The organism is Rhodoferax sp. (genome assembly GCF_010365055.1).
GTDB lineage: Bacteria > Pseudomonadota > Gammaproteobacteria > Burkholderiales > Burkholderiaceae_C > Rhodoferax.
The window spans coordinates 26786-42057 of record NZ_JAAFHA010000024.1 but is presented as its reverse complement, the minus strand read 5'-3'; the positions used below and the strand labels follow the sequence as shown (position 1 = coordinate 42057).

Sequence of the window (15272 nt, the reverse complement as noted above, 5' to 3'; positions counted from 1 at the left end):
GTTGCCACATCGCTGGCAGCCGACAAATCCTTAACTGCGACCTCGTGCCATCACGGCACCACTGGCGTCAAGGTGTAATGGCCACCCGCTTACGGCGCACTGCGGAATCGTGCGAAGGGATGATTTGAATCAACAAGTCCGAATCCAAAAAGTAAGGGTTTACCCTAATTCAGATTACATTTTAATTTTAATTAATTAAAGGGTTCCATCATGGACATTCTGCTGCAGGTCGCAGTCATTCTCGTATGCCTGTTCTATGGCGCGCGCAAAGGCGGCGTTGCGCTCGGTCTGCTCGGCGGCATCGGTATCGTCATCATGACCTTTGTGTTCGGGCTCAAGCCCGGCAAGCCGCCGGTGGACGTGATGCTGACCATCATTGCCGTGGTGGCGGCGTCGGCCACGCTGCAAGCCTCCGGCGGGCTGGAAGTGCTGCTCAAGGGCGCTGAAAGAATGCTGCGCCGCAACCCCAAATATGTCTCGATTCTGGCGCCCTTCACCACCTGCTTTTTGACGATTCTGTGTGGCACCGGGCATGTCGTGTACACGATGCTGCCGATCATTTACGACATCGCGATCAAGAATGGCATCCGGCCTGAACGCCCGATGGCAGCGTCGTCCGTCTCCAGCCAGATGGGCATTCTGGCCAGCCCGGTGTCGGTGGCGGTGGTGGCCCTGGTGGCCTTTCTGGCGAAAGTGCCGGTCAATGGCCAGGTCATTGACTTCATCCAGGTGCTGTCCATCACCATTCCCTCGACGCTGGCCGGTGTGCTGTTGATCGGCATCTTCAGCTGGTTCCGCGGCAAGGACCTGATTGATGACGTCGAATTCCAGAAGCGCATTGCCGACCCGGAGCAGCGTCAGCTGATTTATGGCGAAGGCACCACCTTGATGGGCAAAACCCTGACCCGCAGCCAATGGACGGCGATGTGGATCTTTCTGGGCTCCATTGCGGTCGTAGCCTTTCTGGGCGCCTTTCCTTCCTTGCGTCCCATGTTCGACGGCAAGCCGATGTCGATGGTGCTCACGATCCAGATGTTCATGCTGCTGGCCGGCGCCCTGATGATCATGTTCACCAAGACGGACCCGTCCATCATTGGCAAGACCGAGGTGTTTCGCGCCGGCATGATCGCCGTGGTGGCGGTGTTTGGTATCGCCTGGATGGCCGACACCGTGTTCGAGGCGCACCTGCCCGAACTCAAGGCAGCACTGACCGAGCTGGTCAAGACGCAACCCTGGACCTACGCGATTGCGCTACTGCTGGTGTCCAAACTGGTCAACTCGCAAGCCGCTGCCATCAGCGCGATGGTGCCGGTGGGCTTGGCGATTGGCGTGCCCCCGGGCTACATTGTCGCCTTTGCCGCCGCCTCCTATGGCTACTACATCTTGCCGACCTACCCGAGTGACCTGGCCGCGATCCAGTTTGACCGTTCCGGCACCACGCGCATCGGCAAGTATGTGATCAACCACAGCTTCATCTTGCCCGGCCTGATCGGTGTCTCCACCTCCTGCCTGGTGGGATATTTGCTGGCCTCTGCCTACGGCTTGATCTGAGGCTTGCCACGGGGCCTCGGCAGCCTGCCGTTGGACCCCGGTCTGGGCAGGCGCTGGCTGCGCGACTTGAGACTGGGCCGTGTCAAAATGAAATGACGCAACGCCACAGGCCCAGACCATGACCCCCCTTTACATTTCAACCCGGTTCGACTCCGGCGCCATCGAGGTGCTGAGCCTGGCGGACCCGCAGGATATTCAACTCCATATCCGCAGCGACAGCGCCAGCGACTTTGCGCAGTGGTTTCATTTTTCGCTGCAAGGCGCTTGCGGCCTCGCGGTGCGGCTGCGCTTTCTCAATGCCGGTCAATCGGCCTACCCCAAAGGCTGGGAGGGCTACCGCGTGGTCGCCAGTTATGACCGCCAACACTGGTTTCGCATCGACACCGGGTTTGACGGCCAGGTCATGTCTTGTGAGTTCACGCCCGAGGCGCCCTGCGTCTATTTCGCCTATTTTGAGCCTTATTCTTACGAGCGACATCTGGACCTGCTGGCCTCGCTGACGCGCTCCAGGCTGGTCACGCAAGAGCGCCTGGGCAGCACGCTGGACGGTCGCGACATGACGCTGCTGGTCGTGACGGATGCGCAGAGCGCCATGCCCCTGGCGCAGAAAAAGAAGGTCTGGCTGATTGCGCGCCAGCACCCCGGGGAGAGCATGGCCGAGTGGTTTGCCGAGGGCTTTTTGCAGCGTCTGCTCGATGGCGCCGACCCGGTGGCGCGGGTCTTGCTCACCCAATGCGTGTTTTACGTCGTGCCGAACATGAACCCCGATGGCGCCGTGCGCGGCAACCTGCGCACCAATGCGGCCGGTGCCAACCTGAACCGCGAGTGGGCCACGCCGAGCCTGGACAAGTCGCCCGAGGTGTTCCTGGTGCGCCAGAAGATGCAGCAGGTCGGCGTCGATCTGTGTCTGGATGCCCATGGCGACGAGGGCCTGCCCTACAACTTTGTGGCCGGCTGCGAAGGCAACCCCGGTTACACGCCGCGCCTCGAAGCCCTGGAAAACAGCTTCAAAGCGGCCTGGCTTGCCACTTGCCCTGATTTTCAGACCGCGCACGGCTACGGCCGCACGCCACCGGGCGAGTCCAACCTGACGCTGGCCACCAAGTGGGTCGGTCAACACTTTGACTGTCTCTCCTTCACCATCGAGATGCCGTTCAAGGACAACGCCGATCTGCCGGACCTGTGGGTCGGCTGGAACGGCGAGCGTTCGAAGCGGCTGGGCGCCAGCGTGCTGCTGCCGATCTTGGCGTTGCTGGACCAATTGCGCTGACGCGCCTGGCTGGCGGTCGCCGCGGCATTGACTCAAATTTAATAGCTGATGACGCATATTTCATGCGGGCTACAGGCCAAAAACGTACAAATATTGGGTCATTCAGGTGGCAAAGCAAACGGTGCGCTGACTGGCAAGCAGCTGTTTCAAATCAGGCCGGGACGCCTGCGCGACCCGGGCCGCTTGGTCGGTGGCCGCAGCGCCAGCCGCGAATCCTACAATCCAGAACCCTTATTCTGACCGACGCTGCAAAGGACTTTCATGTCACTCGATTCCCTGTTTCAACCATTTCAAGTCAAGACCCTGAAACTGCCCAACCGGGTGGTGATGGCGCCGATGACGCGTTCGTTCTCGCCCGGGGGCGTGCCTACGGCCAAGGTGGCTGACTACTACCGGCGCCGCGCTGAGGCCGCTGTCGGGCTGATCATTTCGGAGGGCACGGTGGTGAACCGGCCCTCCGCGTCGAACGACCCGGCCGTGCCGCGTTTCTGGGGCGAGGACGCCTTGGCGGCCTGGAAGCAGGTGATTGACGGCGTGCACGCCGCCGGTGGCGTGATGGCGCCGCAGCTCTGGCATGTGGGCGCGGCGCGCAACCGGCGCTCCAACTGGGTGGCACCGGGGCCGGTGGACAGCCCCTCGGGCCTGTCGTCACCGGGCAAGCAGTTTGGCGAACCGATGACTGACGCCGCCATTGCCGACACCATCGCCGCCTTTGCGCAGGCCGCCCTGGACGCGAAAAGGCTCGGCTTTGATGCGATTGAATTGCACGGCGCGCACGGTTACCTGATTGACCAGTTCTTCTGGGATGGCACCAATGCGCGCACCGACCGTTTTGGTGGCACGCTGGTGCAGCGCGGCCAGTTTGCGGCCGAAATTTTGCGCGCCGTGCGCGCCGCGGTCGGCCCCGACTATCCGGTGATCATTCGTTTGTCGCAGTGGAAGCAACAAGATTTCACGGCCCGGATCGCCAAAACCCCGCAAGAGATGGAAGCCTGGCTGCGCCCGCTGGCCGACGCCGGTGCTGACATCTTTCATTGCTCGCAGCGGCGTTTCTGGGAACCGGAATTTGACGGCTCGGACCTGAACTTTGCCGGTTGGGCCAAGAAGCTGATTGGCAAGCCCACCATCACGGTTGGCTCGGTTGGTTTGACGGGTGAATTCATCGCGGCCTTTGGCGGCGAGTCGTCCCAACCCGCTTCGCTCGATGAACTGCTGCGCCGACTCGACCGTGGTGACTTTGATCTGGTCGCGGTCGGCCGCGCCTTGATCAACGACCCGCAGTGGGTGCAAAAGATTCGCGACGGTCGTCAGGGTGAGTTGCTGGATTTCTCACCAGCTGCGCTAGGCACCTTGTTTTGACGCGGACCTGGGCCACCGCACCAATCTGGCCGTCCCGGAGTCGTCGCCAATAGCTATATATTTAATAGCAGTATATGCAGGAAATAAGGGGTCTACAGCCTATTTTTATATAAACTCTTGGGCAATCATCCGGCGCCGCCGATGGTCAAAATTGTTCTCGATACATCAGGTCTGACCCCGCTCGGCGTGCACATCCGGCTAATGCTGGTGGTCATCGTGGCGGAGCTTTCCATCGACCTGGGCCAAGTTGCGCTCGGCCCCCATCAACTGGGACCAACATCCGGCTACGTGATCAGCGTCTGCGACATCACCGAGCGCAAAATAGCACTCGCTAGCCCTCAGGACAAATCGGTGCCGGCGGAACGAGAGGGGTAGGCGTGCGCATCGCATACCGCGCCAGTTCAGCCACGTCCTTGAGGCCGAGTTCCGGGCTGAGATAGCTCTGGTTGTTGCTAACGCTGAGAATGGCCGCAAGCAGTTCCTCGCCAGCACTCCCCTTGAGCACATAGCCAAGGGCACCGGCACTGAACATTTCGGCCACCCGGACCAGGTCGACCGAGGCCGACAGACCGATGACCTTCGCAGTGGGCTGGATGATCAGCAGTTGTCGCGTCGTTTCAATGCCACTGAGCCCAGGCATGTTCAAGTCCATGCACACGACATCCGGCCTGGCCCGATCGACGCTCTGAAGGACGTTGCGGCCGTCGGTTGCCTCGGCCACCACCTCAATGTCAGGGGCCAGTTCCAGGTACATGCGCAGCGCCTCGCGAAACACCGCATGGTCATCGGCCAGCATGACGCGCACCTTCATGTTGACCTCCGTTCGGTGGCGTGTCGGATGAAGGTCTGCAAAGTGTCAATCTGCACCGGCTTGAAGTACACGGCAATGCCGCGGTTGGCCATGCTGCGGATCAGCGCCGGATCGGTATCGCCGGTGAGGATGATTGCCGGCAGATCGGCCCCAAAAGCGGTTCTGAGCAGCTCGATCACATTGAAGCCGGTCTCAGCGGCGCCAAGACGGTAATCCGAAATGACAATATCCGGCGTGTCCTGGCCCAGGCGTTCGAGGAGCTCTTTCGCGCTGGTGGCCGAGATGACCTCATGGCCGGCGTTTTCCAGGGCCAGGACAAACGCCCGCAGGACTTGCGTATTGTCTTCAGCCAGGCCAATTCTGAGATGTCTTGCCTCAGGTTGGGGCGGCGGCTCGGCGGGCACCATGGCCCGGCCTGCCGGTAGCTCTATGGCAAACATGGAGCCACGGCCCGGCCGCGAGCGCAGGCGGATTTGCAGGCCCAGCAAGGCGGCCGTTCTGGCCACGATGGCCAGACCCAGGCCGCTGCCCCGGCTGCGTGAACCGCTGCCGAGCTGCCTGAACTCTTCAAAAACAAGCTCGGTCTTGTCCGCAGGAATGCCTACGCCCGTATCCCAAACCTCGATCCACTGCGTGCCCGCATGGCGCCGGCACGCAATCAGAACGCCACCCTGGTCCGTATAGCGAATGGCGTTGGCGACGAGATTTCGGACGATCCGAGTCAGCAGTTGGTGATCGGTGCGTGTGACCATGCCGCTGCGTCGCCAATGCAGGCGCATGCCTTTGAGTGCCGCCTCCGCCGAATGCATCGCAACGAGGGCGCTCAGGAAGTCATCGACGGCAAAGTCAGACAACTTGGGCGTGACGATGCCCGCGTCGAGCTTGCTCACGTCCAGCAGATCCGTGAGCAGTTCGCTCAGGCTATCGCAGCAGTCCTGAATTCTGACCACCAAATCAACGTTCTCCGGCATGACCCGGCTCTTCAACACGCCGACGTACAGCGCGAGCGCTGCCAGCGGCTGGCGCAGGTCGTGGCTGGCCGCCGCCAGAAAGCGCGACTTGGCGTGGTTGGCATTTTCGGCTTCGGCCCTGGCGGCCCTCAGTGCCGCTTCGATTTGCTTGTGGTCGGTGATGTCCCGAATAAAAGCACAGTTGAGCTCCTGGCCGTTAAATTGAACGTAATTGGAGACCACTTCCACCGGGATCTGTCGGCCGTCCTTGGCGCGATGCTCGGTCTCAAATTTCTTTGATCCGCGCTGGCGGAGTTCGGCAAAATACTGCGACCATTGATCCACGTCGAATTGCGGGTTGACATTCACGTCCGCCACGTGCAGCTGAAGCAACTCCTCCCGGGAATAACCGAGCAGGCGGCAGGCCGCGGCATTGACATCGACGATGCGGGCGTCCCGTGTCACCCAGAAGAGGGCTTCGGACGTTGCTTCGACGCTGATGCGGGTCAAACTCAGCGCCGCCTCCACCTGCTTGCGCTGGGTGATGTTGCTATGGCAGACCACCACGCCCTGGCGGTCCGGGCCCAGCGGGGTGACGACCAGGCTATACCAGTGCTGTTGCTCTGGTGAATCGCAGGGGTATTCCAGGGTGAAGCTGGGTAAGCTGCCCGCCAGCACGGCCCGGATGCCCTGGCTGACCTTGGATGGATCATCGTCCACTGCGGCATGCGCTCCGGTCTCACAGATCGCCAGGTAATTGGTCCCCACGCCGGTATGCGGCGTCGACTGGCCGGGTGTGAGGCCGTTCTTCAAAGAGAACTGCCGCCACGGTTGGTTAACCGCCACGATGAGTCCGTCGCGGTCCAGCACGGCGACTTCGGCGGGCATGGAATTGAGGATGATGTTCTTGAAGGTTTCGCTCTCCTTCAAGGCTTCTCCCCGTTGCGCCAAGGTTCCCAGCAGACGATTGAAGCTGCCGATCAGTTCGCCGATTTCATCTTGACGGGTGATGGGCAGGGGCTGCGCAGGCTGGTCTGACGCCGAGCGGGTGGTCATCATCTTGACGGCATCAAACATCGGTGCCAGTTGGCGTTTCAAAATCCACCACGTCAGGACGCCCGCCAGCAGGGTAAGAAAGAGCGTGGCGACCAATATGCGCTGCTGCAAGGCACGAATCGGGGCAAAGGCCTCTGCCGTGGGCAGATTGGCCGCCAAGTACCAGGCCGCCACCGGAACGGCCTTGACCGAATTGAGTATTTCCACACCAAGGGCGTTGATGTAAAGGACGGTGCCTTGGTCGCCATGCACAAAACGGTCGATTTGCGCATTGACGCCGGAAGGCGGGAGCGGTTGCATGATGCGGCTCTTGTCGCTGGCGGTGACAATCAGTCGGTACTGCGGTGCGATCAGCAGATAGCCGCCGGTCCTGCCGTAACGATGCTGCGTAATTTTGTCCAGAAAATTGGGCCGGCCCAGGTTAGTCACCCCCATCAGCGCACCAATCACTTTGCCCCGGGTATCGCGAATTGGCGCCGCCATGCTGATAATGGGCGCGTTCAGATTCTTGCCGATGACCGGCTTGCCGACCGTCGACTTCCCGGCCTTGAGCGCGGCGGCGACCAAATCTCTGTCCATGTAGTTGGTGCCTTCCCGTTTCGCCGCGAGCGGAATAGAGGCAATCGCGCTGCCCTCAAGCCCGGTGACAAAGGTGCCACCATTGAACAGGCTCTGGAACACCGTTTGCTTCTCCAATTCTGCCTGCAAGGCCGTTGGATTGCCCCGCAGGGTCGGGGCAAGGTCTCTGCTAACCGCTTCCAGCGCCTTCAGCCGCTCGCCCAACGCATCATTGACCTCCGCCGCGATGTAAGACACCGTCGAGAACTGCTGTTCGCCCAACAGGCGCTGCATATCTTCGCGCAGCATCCGGCTGATGTAGAACGTCAGCGACCAGATGCTGATCAGGAAAATCGCCAGCGTGAACAGGGTCACTCTGGTCTTGAGTGACTGCCACTGAAAAGGATTCAAGTTCATGCGGGCTTTCATCGGTGATGGCTGTGCGCTATCGCTGCCGATGCGGCCTCATTGATCTGGCATTCAGCAATGGCAGTCTAGCTGCCAATGTTGCCTGTGAATCTTGATGCTAGGCAAGAAAAGCCGTATGGCTTGCGTCAGGCGTAGTACTGCGCCACAAAGTCTTCAAAGCTGCCTTGCTCGGCGCCGTCGATCTTTTGCTGCGCTTGCAGCGAGTCCTTCACGCTGGCGGCAAACTTGGCCAGCGTTGCCGCATCCAGCGTCTGCGCCTGCAGGGCTTGGGTGTGCTGGCGCGCCATCTGCATGCCGAAGTTGAAAAACCCGCCCTGGGTGCGGGCAGCGTCGAGCACCTGCGCTGACGGTGTGCTGTCGGGCTGGTCAATGCGCGTGCGCAAACCCTGCATCGTGCTGCTGTAGCGCTGGCCGCCATAGGCGGCGTCAAGCATCTCGGCAAAAGGCTGCATGTCGTCGAACAGCTCGTGCGCCAGCGCGCGAAACGGTTGCTCGCGGTTGTACACCAGCAGCTGCAAGCCGGGCTCGCGGCCCCGGTTGACGACGCGGTGCTTGTTCTCGTCGTTTTCGCTTTGCTCGCGGCTGGTAATCGGCGGGCTGTCGCGAAACAGGCACATCAGCAGCAGCACGTCGGCAAAAGTGCTTTGCTCCGGGGCAATGCCGATGTCGATGAAGGGGTTGAGGTCAAACAGGCGCATCTCGACGTACTCCACGCCGTAGGTCTGCAGCGCCTTGGCCGGACGCTCGCCGAGCTTGCCCACGCGCTTGGGCCGCATGCCGGCGTAGTACTCGCTCTCGGTCTGCAGCAGGTTGGCATTGAGCTGCTTCCAGTGCTCGCCGTCGCGTACGCCAAGTTGCGCGTAGAACGGGTCGGGCGTGCGAATGGCGGCTTCCAGCGCCTGCGTGTATTCAAGCAGTGAGTTGACGCTGACGTGCAGATTGTCCTGGGCGCGGTTCTGGTAGCCCAGGTCGCTCATGCGCAGGCTCGTGGCATAAGGCCCGTAGCGGGTTCCCGGGACCAGTTCCGGCAAATCGGACGGATGTCCTTGCAGAAAGGACTCGCAGATGGCAGGCGAGGCGCCAAACAGGTAGGGAATCAGCCAGCCAAAGCGCAGAAAATTGCGGATCAGGCCGAAATAGCGCTCGCTCACAAAGTCCTGGCCGCAGCTGCCCGCGCTACAGCAGTCTTGCAGCGCCAGCCAGAAATCAGCCGGCAGGGACCAGTTGTAGTGCGCCCCGGCAATGGTCTGCATCTGGCGGCCGTAGCGCAGTCCCAGCCCTTCGCGGTAGACGTATTTGAAGCGCGCGGCATTCGAGGGGCCGTAGTCGGCAATCGGAATCTCCTGGCCGCTGCTGAGCACGCAGGGCATGGAGCCGGCCCACAGGTACTCGCCCTGCAACTGCCGGGCGCTGTAGCGATGAATGTCACGCAGGAACTGCAGCGGAAAGGCCGGGTCTTGCGATGGCGGCGTGATGAATTCGAGTAGCGCCTCCGAATAGTCGGTGGTGATCCAGGGGTGCGTGAGCTTGGAGCCCAGCGCCAGCGGATGGGGGGTTTGCGCCAGCGTGCCGTTGCGGTCCACGCGCAGGCACTCGCGCTCGTAGCCGCGCGTGATGCCGCGCAGTAACGGCGCCGTGACGTGGCCGGAAAACTGTTTGACCGCATCGCAGCAGGTGAACTTCAACATAAATCTTGTCTTTCTGAAACCGGGTGGGGCAGCCCCCAACACGTGGAGAGGCACGCAGTATCGCCCCATTTGGGCAGGTCCACAGGGCGAGCTTGCAGAGCGTGGACAATAGCTGCATGCCCTATCTGCCTGCCTTTATTGCCCCCGCCCGTTTCACCGACCCGGCTAGCGCGCTGGCCCGGGTGCGTGAAATCTATGACACCAACATCAGCCATTTGCGCGAGGCCATGCAGCGCTTCGTCGCGGGGGAGGACCTGCCCGGGCATGTGCGCGCCTGCTACCCCTTTGTGCGGGTGCAGACCGACACCGTGTCGCGTCAGAGCTCGCCGGAGAGTTCTCGCCTGAGCTTTGGCTTTGTGGCCGGGCCGGGCCGCTTTGAGACCACGCTCACACGCCCGGACTTGTATGCTGGCTACTACCTGGAGCAGTTCACGCTGCTGCTGCAAAACCACCAGGTCGAGCTGGAGGTGGGGACCAGCGCGCAGCCGATTCCGGTGCATTTCTCGTTTGCCGAGCATGACCACGTCGAAGGCACTTTGAGCCCGCAACGCCGCCAGTTCATGCGCGATGTGTTCGACCTGCCCGACCTGGCCGCCATGGACGACAGCATCGCCAACGGCACCTATGAGCCGCGACCGGGTGAGCCGCAACCCTTGTCCCTGTTCACGGCGCCGCGGGTCGACTATTCGCTGCACCGCCTGCGCCACTACACCGGCACGGGCCCTGAGCATTTTCAGAACTTTGTGCTTTTCACCAATTACCAGTTCTACATTGATGAATTTGTGCGGCTCGGCCACGCGGCCATGGCCGACCCGGCCAGCGACTACATCGCTTTTGTCGAGCCCGGCAACGTGGTGACGCGCCGTGTGGGAATCGCCCCGTTCACGGGTGATGAACTGGGCAAGGTGCCGCCCCGGCTGCCGCAAATGCCGGGCTACCACCTGCTGCGCGCTGACCACGCCGGCATCAGCATGGTCAACATCGGCGTCGGCCCGGCCAACGCCAAGACCATCACCGACCACATTGCCGTGCTGCGCCCGCACGCCTGGATCATGCTGGGCCACTGCGCGGGTTTGCGCAACACCCAGCAGCTCGGCGACTACGTGCTGGCGCACGGCTATGTGCGTGAAGACCATGTGCTCGACGAAGAGCTGCCGCTGTGGGTGCCGGTGCCGGCGCTGGCCGAGATTCAGGTCGCCCTGACCACGGCGGTGTCAGATGTCACGCAACTCACCGGGCCAGAGCTCAAACGCATCATGCGCACCGGCACCGTGGCCAGTACCGACAACCGTAACTGGGAACTGCTGCCCGACAACGGCCCACAGCGCCGCTTCAGCCAGAGCCGCGCGGTGGCGCTCGACATGGAAAGCGCCACCATCGCCGCCAACGGCTTTCGCTTTCGGGTGCCCTACGGCACGCTCTTGTGCGTGAGCGACAAGCCGCTGCACGGCGAGATCAAGTTGCCGGGCATGGCCGATCATTTCTACCGCGAACGCGTGGACCAGCATCTGCGCATCGGCATCCGGGCGATCGAATTGCTGCGTGAGCAGCGCGTCGACCAGCTGCACAGCCGCAAGCTGCGCAGCTTTGCCGAGGTGGCGTTTCAGTAGAAGACAGTGACGACGCCCTTGCATGACGAGCGGCTGGACGCGGTGGTGTGCGCGCTGCTGGCCAGCGGCGCCACCAGTGTGCTGGACCTGGGCTGCGGACCTGGCGTGCTGCTGCTGCGCCTGCGCACGCATGCGCAGTTTGTGCGCTTGCTAGGCATCGACATCGACGAGCGCGCACTGGCCGATGCGCGTTTTGCGCTGGACCTGGACTGGCTGCGACCCGACCCGCGGCTGGCGGTACGCCTGGGTTCCTTCGAGGACGTTGATCGGGATTTGACGGGCTTCGACGCCGCCGTGCTGCTGGAAACCATCGAGCACATCGACCCTGGCCACTTGCCCCGGGTGGAGCGCGCCGTCTTCGCCAGCATGCACCCGGGCCTGGTGCTGGTGACCACGCCGAATCAGGAATACAACGTGCTGCACGGCATGCAGGCCGGGCGCAAACGCCACCCGGGCCACCGCTTTGAGTGGACCCGCACGCAGTTTCAGAAGTGGGCCGCTGGCGTGGCCCAGCGCCACGGCTACACCGTCAGCTTTGCCGACCTCGGCCCGCCCGACCCGGCGCGGGGGAGTTCGACCCAGATGGCGCGTTTTGTGCGCCATGAGGCGCCATGACTGGGACGCGGCAGACGCCAGGGGTATTCGCAGAAATTTAGATCAAATCAGGCTCTAGCCCACGTCGAATAAGCCTAAGTTGCTCTTTATTAAATAGCAAAAAACTCAGGCTGTGCGCGGCTTCAGCTTCGATGCTGCCAGCTTCGCGTTGACGCAGGCTTGTTCGACAGTTGGTATTTGAAGGGGGCAATTGGTGCTGTGCGTGTGACCTAGCCGCATGATGTTGCATGCCAGGCATCTGTAAGGCCCCGCGCACATGTACAGGTCAAGCAACTCGCGACCAGGCCCGACGCTGGGCGGCCCACGGCCCAGGCTACACCACGATCCGATGGAGATTGGGAGCATTTTTAGGCGTGCACAACGCTGCGGCTGCGCCAAGATGCACGTTTGACTGACTTGGATCAAGAGTCTCCTCGCTCAATGATTCTCCTCCCTCAATGAGCATGAAATACTAGCGTATACCCTTGACGATGTGAGTGACCGGGTCTGCGAAGGATCGCGGTTTTTCTATACCGCCAAGGCCCGATTTCTTGGCACCTTCCCGGTTTTTTCTAGCGGCCCTGAGGGTGCCGAGCGATCAATTTTGCGAGGAAATTGACGATGTTTTCACTTGACATACGCACCATGATGAACCTCAAAGACATGAAAATCGCCAACCGGCTGAATCTTGGATTTGGAATCCTTGTGCTCCTGATCATATTCATGGGTGGGATTTCGCTGTTCAAGGTCGATGTTATGGCTCGCAGCTTCAGACAGCTTCAGGACGACAACTTCCCAAAAATTGTGACGATTACCGATATCAAGAACGATATCAACGTGACCGCCGTGGCGGTGCGCAACATGGTCATCCTGCAGGACAAGGATCTCGTGGCCAAGCAAGCCCAGATGATTGAGGTGGCCAAGGGGAATACTGGCAAACGGATGGAAAACCTGCAAAAACGGTTGACACAGGAGGAAGGCAAGACGGTCCTGGCTGCCGTGATGGAAGCGCGCACCAAATACGAAGCGACGTTGAACGAAGCGGTTGAGTTGGCCACCAAGGACCAGATGACTGAAGCTAAGACTGCTGTTCAGCTCGGTATCGGACCAGCCCAGCAGGATTATGTGGATGCGCTGGACGAGTTGTTCTGGTTTCAGGACAAAGTGGTGACGGAAAACGCTTTAGCTACCCAGACCGCCGCCAATGATCTGCAGAGGGTAATCTGGATCGTCATTGCCGTCGCGCTGGCCGTTGGCATTTTGATGTCCCTGTGGATTGTTCGCGCCATCACACGCCCCATCAACCGTGCTGTCGGCATTTCGCGTGCTGTGGCCGCAGGCGATTTGAGTGTGGAGTTCGATGCAGAAGGAAAAAATGAAACCGCACAGCTGCTGACCGCTCTCAAGGAGATGCAGTCAAACCTGGCCCAAGTTGTCGGCTCCGTGCGTCAGGGCTCCGAGAGCGTAGCCACCGCCTCTTCCGAGATCGCTCAAGGCAACCACGACCTCTCGGCCCGCACCGAACAGCAGGCCAGCGCCCTGGAAGAAACCGCCGCTTCCATGGAGGAACTCAGCGCCACCGTCAAGCAAAACGCCGACAACGCCAAACAGGCCAACCAGTTCGCCCAGAGCGCCTCCACCGTGGCCGTCAAGGGAGGTGAAGTCGTGGGCCAGGTGGTAGAGACCATGAAAGGCATCAACGATGCCTCCAGAAAGATCTCGGACATCATCAGCGTGATCGACGGCATCGCCTTCCAGACCAACATCCTGGCCTTGAATGCTGCAGTGGAGGCGGCGCGCGCCGGTGAACACGGGCGCGGTTTTGCTGTCGTGGCGAGTGAAGTGCGCTCGCTGGCCGGTCGCTCGGCCGATGCGGCCAAGGAAATCAAGACCCTGATCAACACTAGCGTGGAGCGGGTCGAACAAGGCACCACCCTGGTCGATCAGGCCGGCGTGACCATGACCGAAGTGGTGAGCTCCATCAAGCGCGTGACCGACCTGATGGGAGAGATCAGCGCGGCGAGCAACCAGCAAAGCCAGGGCGTGAGCCAGGTGGGCGAGGCGGTCACGCAAATGGACCAGGCCACGCAGCAAAACGCGGCGCTGGTTGAAGAAATGGCAGCGGCAGCAAGTAGCCTCAAATCGCAGGCACAGGAACTGGTGCAGACGGTGGCGGTGTTCAAGCTTGGCGCCAATGATGGTCAATCAGGCATCGGGATGGCGGTGCCGGCGCGATCCCGTCAGACTTCGGCGGTCGGGTACAAGAGCGAAGAGCGGCGCGGTTTGACGCACCAAACTGAAGGCAGCAGCCCCCCGGCATGAACAGCTCAATGCCGAAACCATCAGCCGGGACAACTGTTGCGAGATGGGCAATTGGCTGCATGGTGCGGGCGCCTCGAAAGTTGGCGGCAAACCCACGTTTGTGAACCTGATCAATGCGCATCAGGACTTCCACGCCGAAGCGGGCAAAGTCGCCCAAACGATCAACCAGGGTGATGGGGCGCTGGCAACACAAATGCTGGAGAGTGGCACCGGCTTTTCTCAAGCCTCCAATGAAGTCAGCCGCTTGACAGTGCAGCTCAAGGGAGAACTCAGGCGCGCCGCCTGAGGCCATCTACATGTCATCCTGGCCGTTCTCGGGGCCATGGCCGCGAAAGGTGTCAATAAATGCCAAGGCCTTGTCCGGATCGAAGAAATCCAAACGGAACAGCTTGGTCCATGCGGTGAGAATTACCGCGCCTCCAAGGCCGGGCAGTTTGGTGACAATGATTCCGTCCCATTTGCCGTGATACCGTTTTGCCCACCCTTTGAGTTGCCGTAGCGCCGATGGTGTGAGTGTTTCATAGTAGATGACAACACTGCCATGTTCTAGCGAGTGCACCAACTTCTCTGGCGCTTGTCTGGTTTGATAGAACCCTGGCTTGATCGGCACCGGATCGTGAGGGCCTGACGTGGGCGGAGTCTGACCATATTCCCACTTCTCTCCCGGTTCCAGGTGATATCTGCCCTCAGAAGGGAAGGTTTGCAGTTTGTCCAGCGTTTTTTCGTTGGTCGGCCTTTGTGCCGCAGGCACGGTTTGATGGGCCCAGGCCATAGATACTGACAAGGCTGCCAGTGTGAAGGTCAAGAGAAGTCTGGATGCAAGGTGCCCAATTTCTAGAATAAACATGTATCGTCTCCTTACCAAGATGGCCGCGTCAACCGTGGAATCAACGGATTCCCGAGGCAATCGTATGCCAAGTTTGGCAGCTTCAACTTCAGGCGTAGATCATCCACTCCGGTGTGAAACCGTCATTGCAAGCCATAGAGCATCCATTGAACTGTACCGGTCTATGTTCGAGTGTGGGTGTCGCCAGTGCAGCCTGGTCCCCAAGGCAACATGCCTTACATGTACGA

The 15272-nt window shown here is 61.0% G+C and carries 12 protein-coding genes; 8 read left to right on the top strand and 4 right to left on the bottom strand.

The window, feature by feature from the left end; translation table 11 throughout:
- Positions 1-210: 210 nt before the first annotated feature.
- The 4 genes from GZ093_RS07930 to GZ093_RS07915 all read left to right on the top strand — a co-directional run bounded on the left by GZ093_RS07930 (position 211) and on the right by GZ093_RS07915 (position 4555).
- Positions 211-1551, top strand: coding sequence for an anaerobic C4-dicarboxylate transporter (locus GZ093_RS07930; protein ID WP_296484503.1), 1341 nt, complete (start codon positions 211-213; stop codon positions 1549-1551).
- A 118-nt stretch (positions 1552-1669) separates the two neighbouring features.
- Entirely contained in the window at positions 1670-2821 is a 1152-nt protein-coding gene (locus GZ093_RS07925; RefSeq protein ID WP_296484501.1) for a M14-type cytosolic carboxypeptidase, read from the top strand.
- Positions 2822-3082: 261 nt separating this feature from the next.
- Positions 3083-4180, top strand: coding sequence for an NADH:flavin oxidoreductase (locus tag GZ093_RS07920; protein ID WP_296484499.1), 1098 nt, complete (start codon positions 3083-3085; stop codon positions 4178-4180).
- A gap of 117 nt (positions 4181-4297) precedes the next feature.
- Positions 4298-4555, top strand: coding sequence for a hypothetical protein (locus GZ093_RS07915; RefSeq protein WP_296484496.1), 258 nt, complete (start codon positions 4298-4300; stop codon positions 4553-4555).
- Here GZ093_RS07915 and GZ093_RS07910 read toward each other — a convergent pair.
- The 3 genes from GZ093_RS07910 to gshA all read right to left on the bottom strand — a co-directional run bounded on the left by GZ093_RS07910 (position 4512) and on the right by gshA (position 9672).
- Complete coding sequence (locus tag GZ093_RS07910; protein WP_296484493.1) at positions 4512-4991, bottom strand: response regulator transcription factor; 480 nt, start codon at positions 4989-4991, stop codon at positions 4512-4514. The two genes, GZ093_RS07915 and GZ093_RS07910, sit on opposite strands and share 44 nt — an antisense overlap.
- Positions 4988-7972, bottom strand: a complete 2985-nt coding sequence (locus GZ093_RS07905; RefSeq protein WP_296484491.1) for a PAS domain S-box protein — start codon at positions 7970-7972, stop codon at positions 4988-4990. Before GZ093_RS07905 ends, GZ093_RS07910 begins: the two co-directional genes overlap by 4 nt.
- A 137-nt stretch (positions 7973-8109) precedes the next feature.
- Entirely contained in the window at positions 8110-9672 is a 1563-nt protein-coding gene (gene gshA / locus GZ093_RS07900; protein WP_296484487.1) for a glutamate--cysteine ligase, read from the bottom strand.
- A gap of 116 nt (positions 9673-9788) precedes the next feature.
- On the opposite strand from gshA, the gene GZ093_RS07895 reads away from it, so the two are divergent.
- The 4 genes from GZ093_RS07895 to GZ093_RS07880 all read left to right on the top strand — a co-directional run bounded on the left by GZ093_RS07895 (position 9789) and on the right by GZ093_RS07880 (position 14484).
- A complete protein-coding gene (locus GZ093_RS07895) occupies positions 9789-11282 on the top strand; it encodes an AMP nucleosidase (RefSeq protein ID WP_296484484.1) in 1494 nt (497 codons plus the stop codon).
- Positions 11283-11288: 6 nt separating this feature from the next.
- Complete coding sequence (locus GZ093_RS07890) at positions 11289-11897, top strand: methyltransferase domain-containing protein (RefSeq protein WP_296484481.1); 609 nt, start codon at positions 11289-11291, stop codon at positions 11895-11897.
- A 600-nt stretch (positions 11898-12497) separates the two neighbouring features.
- Positions 12498-14198, top strand: coding sequence for a methyl-accepting chemotaxis protein (locus GZ093_RS07885; RefSeq protein WP_296484479.1), 1701 nt, complete (start codon positions 12498-12500; stop codon positions 14196-14198).
- A gap of 43 nt (positions 14199-14241) precedes the next feature.
- On the top strand, positions 14242-14484 hold the full coding sequence (locus tag GZ093_RS07880; RefSeq protein WP_296484477.1) for a hypothetical protein: 243 nt from the start codon (positions 14242-14244) through the stop codon (positions 14482-14484).
- Positions 14485-14490: 6 nt separating this feature from the next.
- Here the strand turns inward: GZ093_RS07880 and GZ093_RS07875 are convergent, their stop codons facing one another.
- A complete protein-coding gene (locus GZ093_RS07875) occupies positions 14491-15045 on the bottom strand; it encodes a DUF3105 domain-containing protein (protein ID WP_296484474.1) in 555 nt (184 codons plus the stop codon).
- Positions 15046-15272: the final 227 nt, after the last annotated feature.

Bases quoted from the DNA above. Each gene is read 5' to 3' on its own strand.
- GZ093_RS07930 (WP_296484503.1), top strand. From the start codon at position 211: ATGGACATTCTGCTGCAGGTCGCAGTCATTCTCGTATGCCTGTTCTAT.
- GZ093_RS07925 (WP_296484501.1), top strand. From the start codon at position 1,670: ATGACCCCCCTTTACATTTCAACCCGGTTCGACTCCGGCGCCATCGAG.
- GZ093_RS07920 (WP_296484499.1), top strand. From the start codon at position 3,083: ATGTCACTCGATTCCCTGTTTCAACCATTTCAAGTCAAGACCCTGAAA.
- GZ093_RS07910 (WP_296484493.1), bottom strand. From the start codon at position 4,991: ATGAAGGTGCGCGTCATGCTGGCCGATGACCATGCGGTGTTTCGCGAG.
- GZ093_RS07905 (WP_296484491.1), bottom strand. From the start codon at position 7,972: ATGAACTTGAATCCTTTTCAGTGGCAGTCACTCAAGACCAGAGTGACC.
- gshA (WP_296484487.1), bottom strand. From the start codon at position 9,672: ATGTTGAAGTTCACCTGCTGCGATGCGGTCAAACAGTTTTCCGGCCAC.
- GZ093_RS07895 (WP_296484484.1), top strand. From the start codon at position 9,789: ATGCCCTATCTGCCTGCCTTTATTGCCCCCGCCCGTTTCACCGACCCG.
- GZ093_RS07885 (WP_296484479.1), top strand. From the start codon at position 12,498: ATGTTTTCACTTGACATACGCACCATGATGAACCTCAAAGACATGAAA.
- GZ093_RS07880 (WP_296484477.1), top strand. From the start codon at position 14,242: ATGGGCAATTGGCTGCATGGTGCGGGCGCCTCGAAAGTTGGCGGCAAA.
- GZ093_RS07875 (WP_296484474.1), bottom strand. From the start codon at position 15,045: ATGTTTATTCTAGAAATTGGGCACCTTGCATCCAGACTTCTCTTGACC.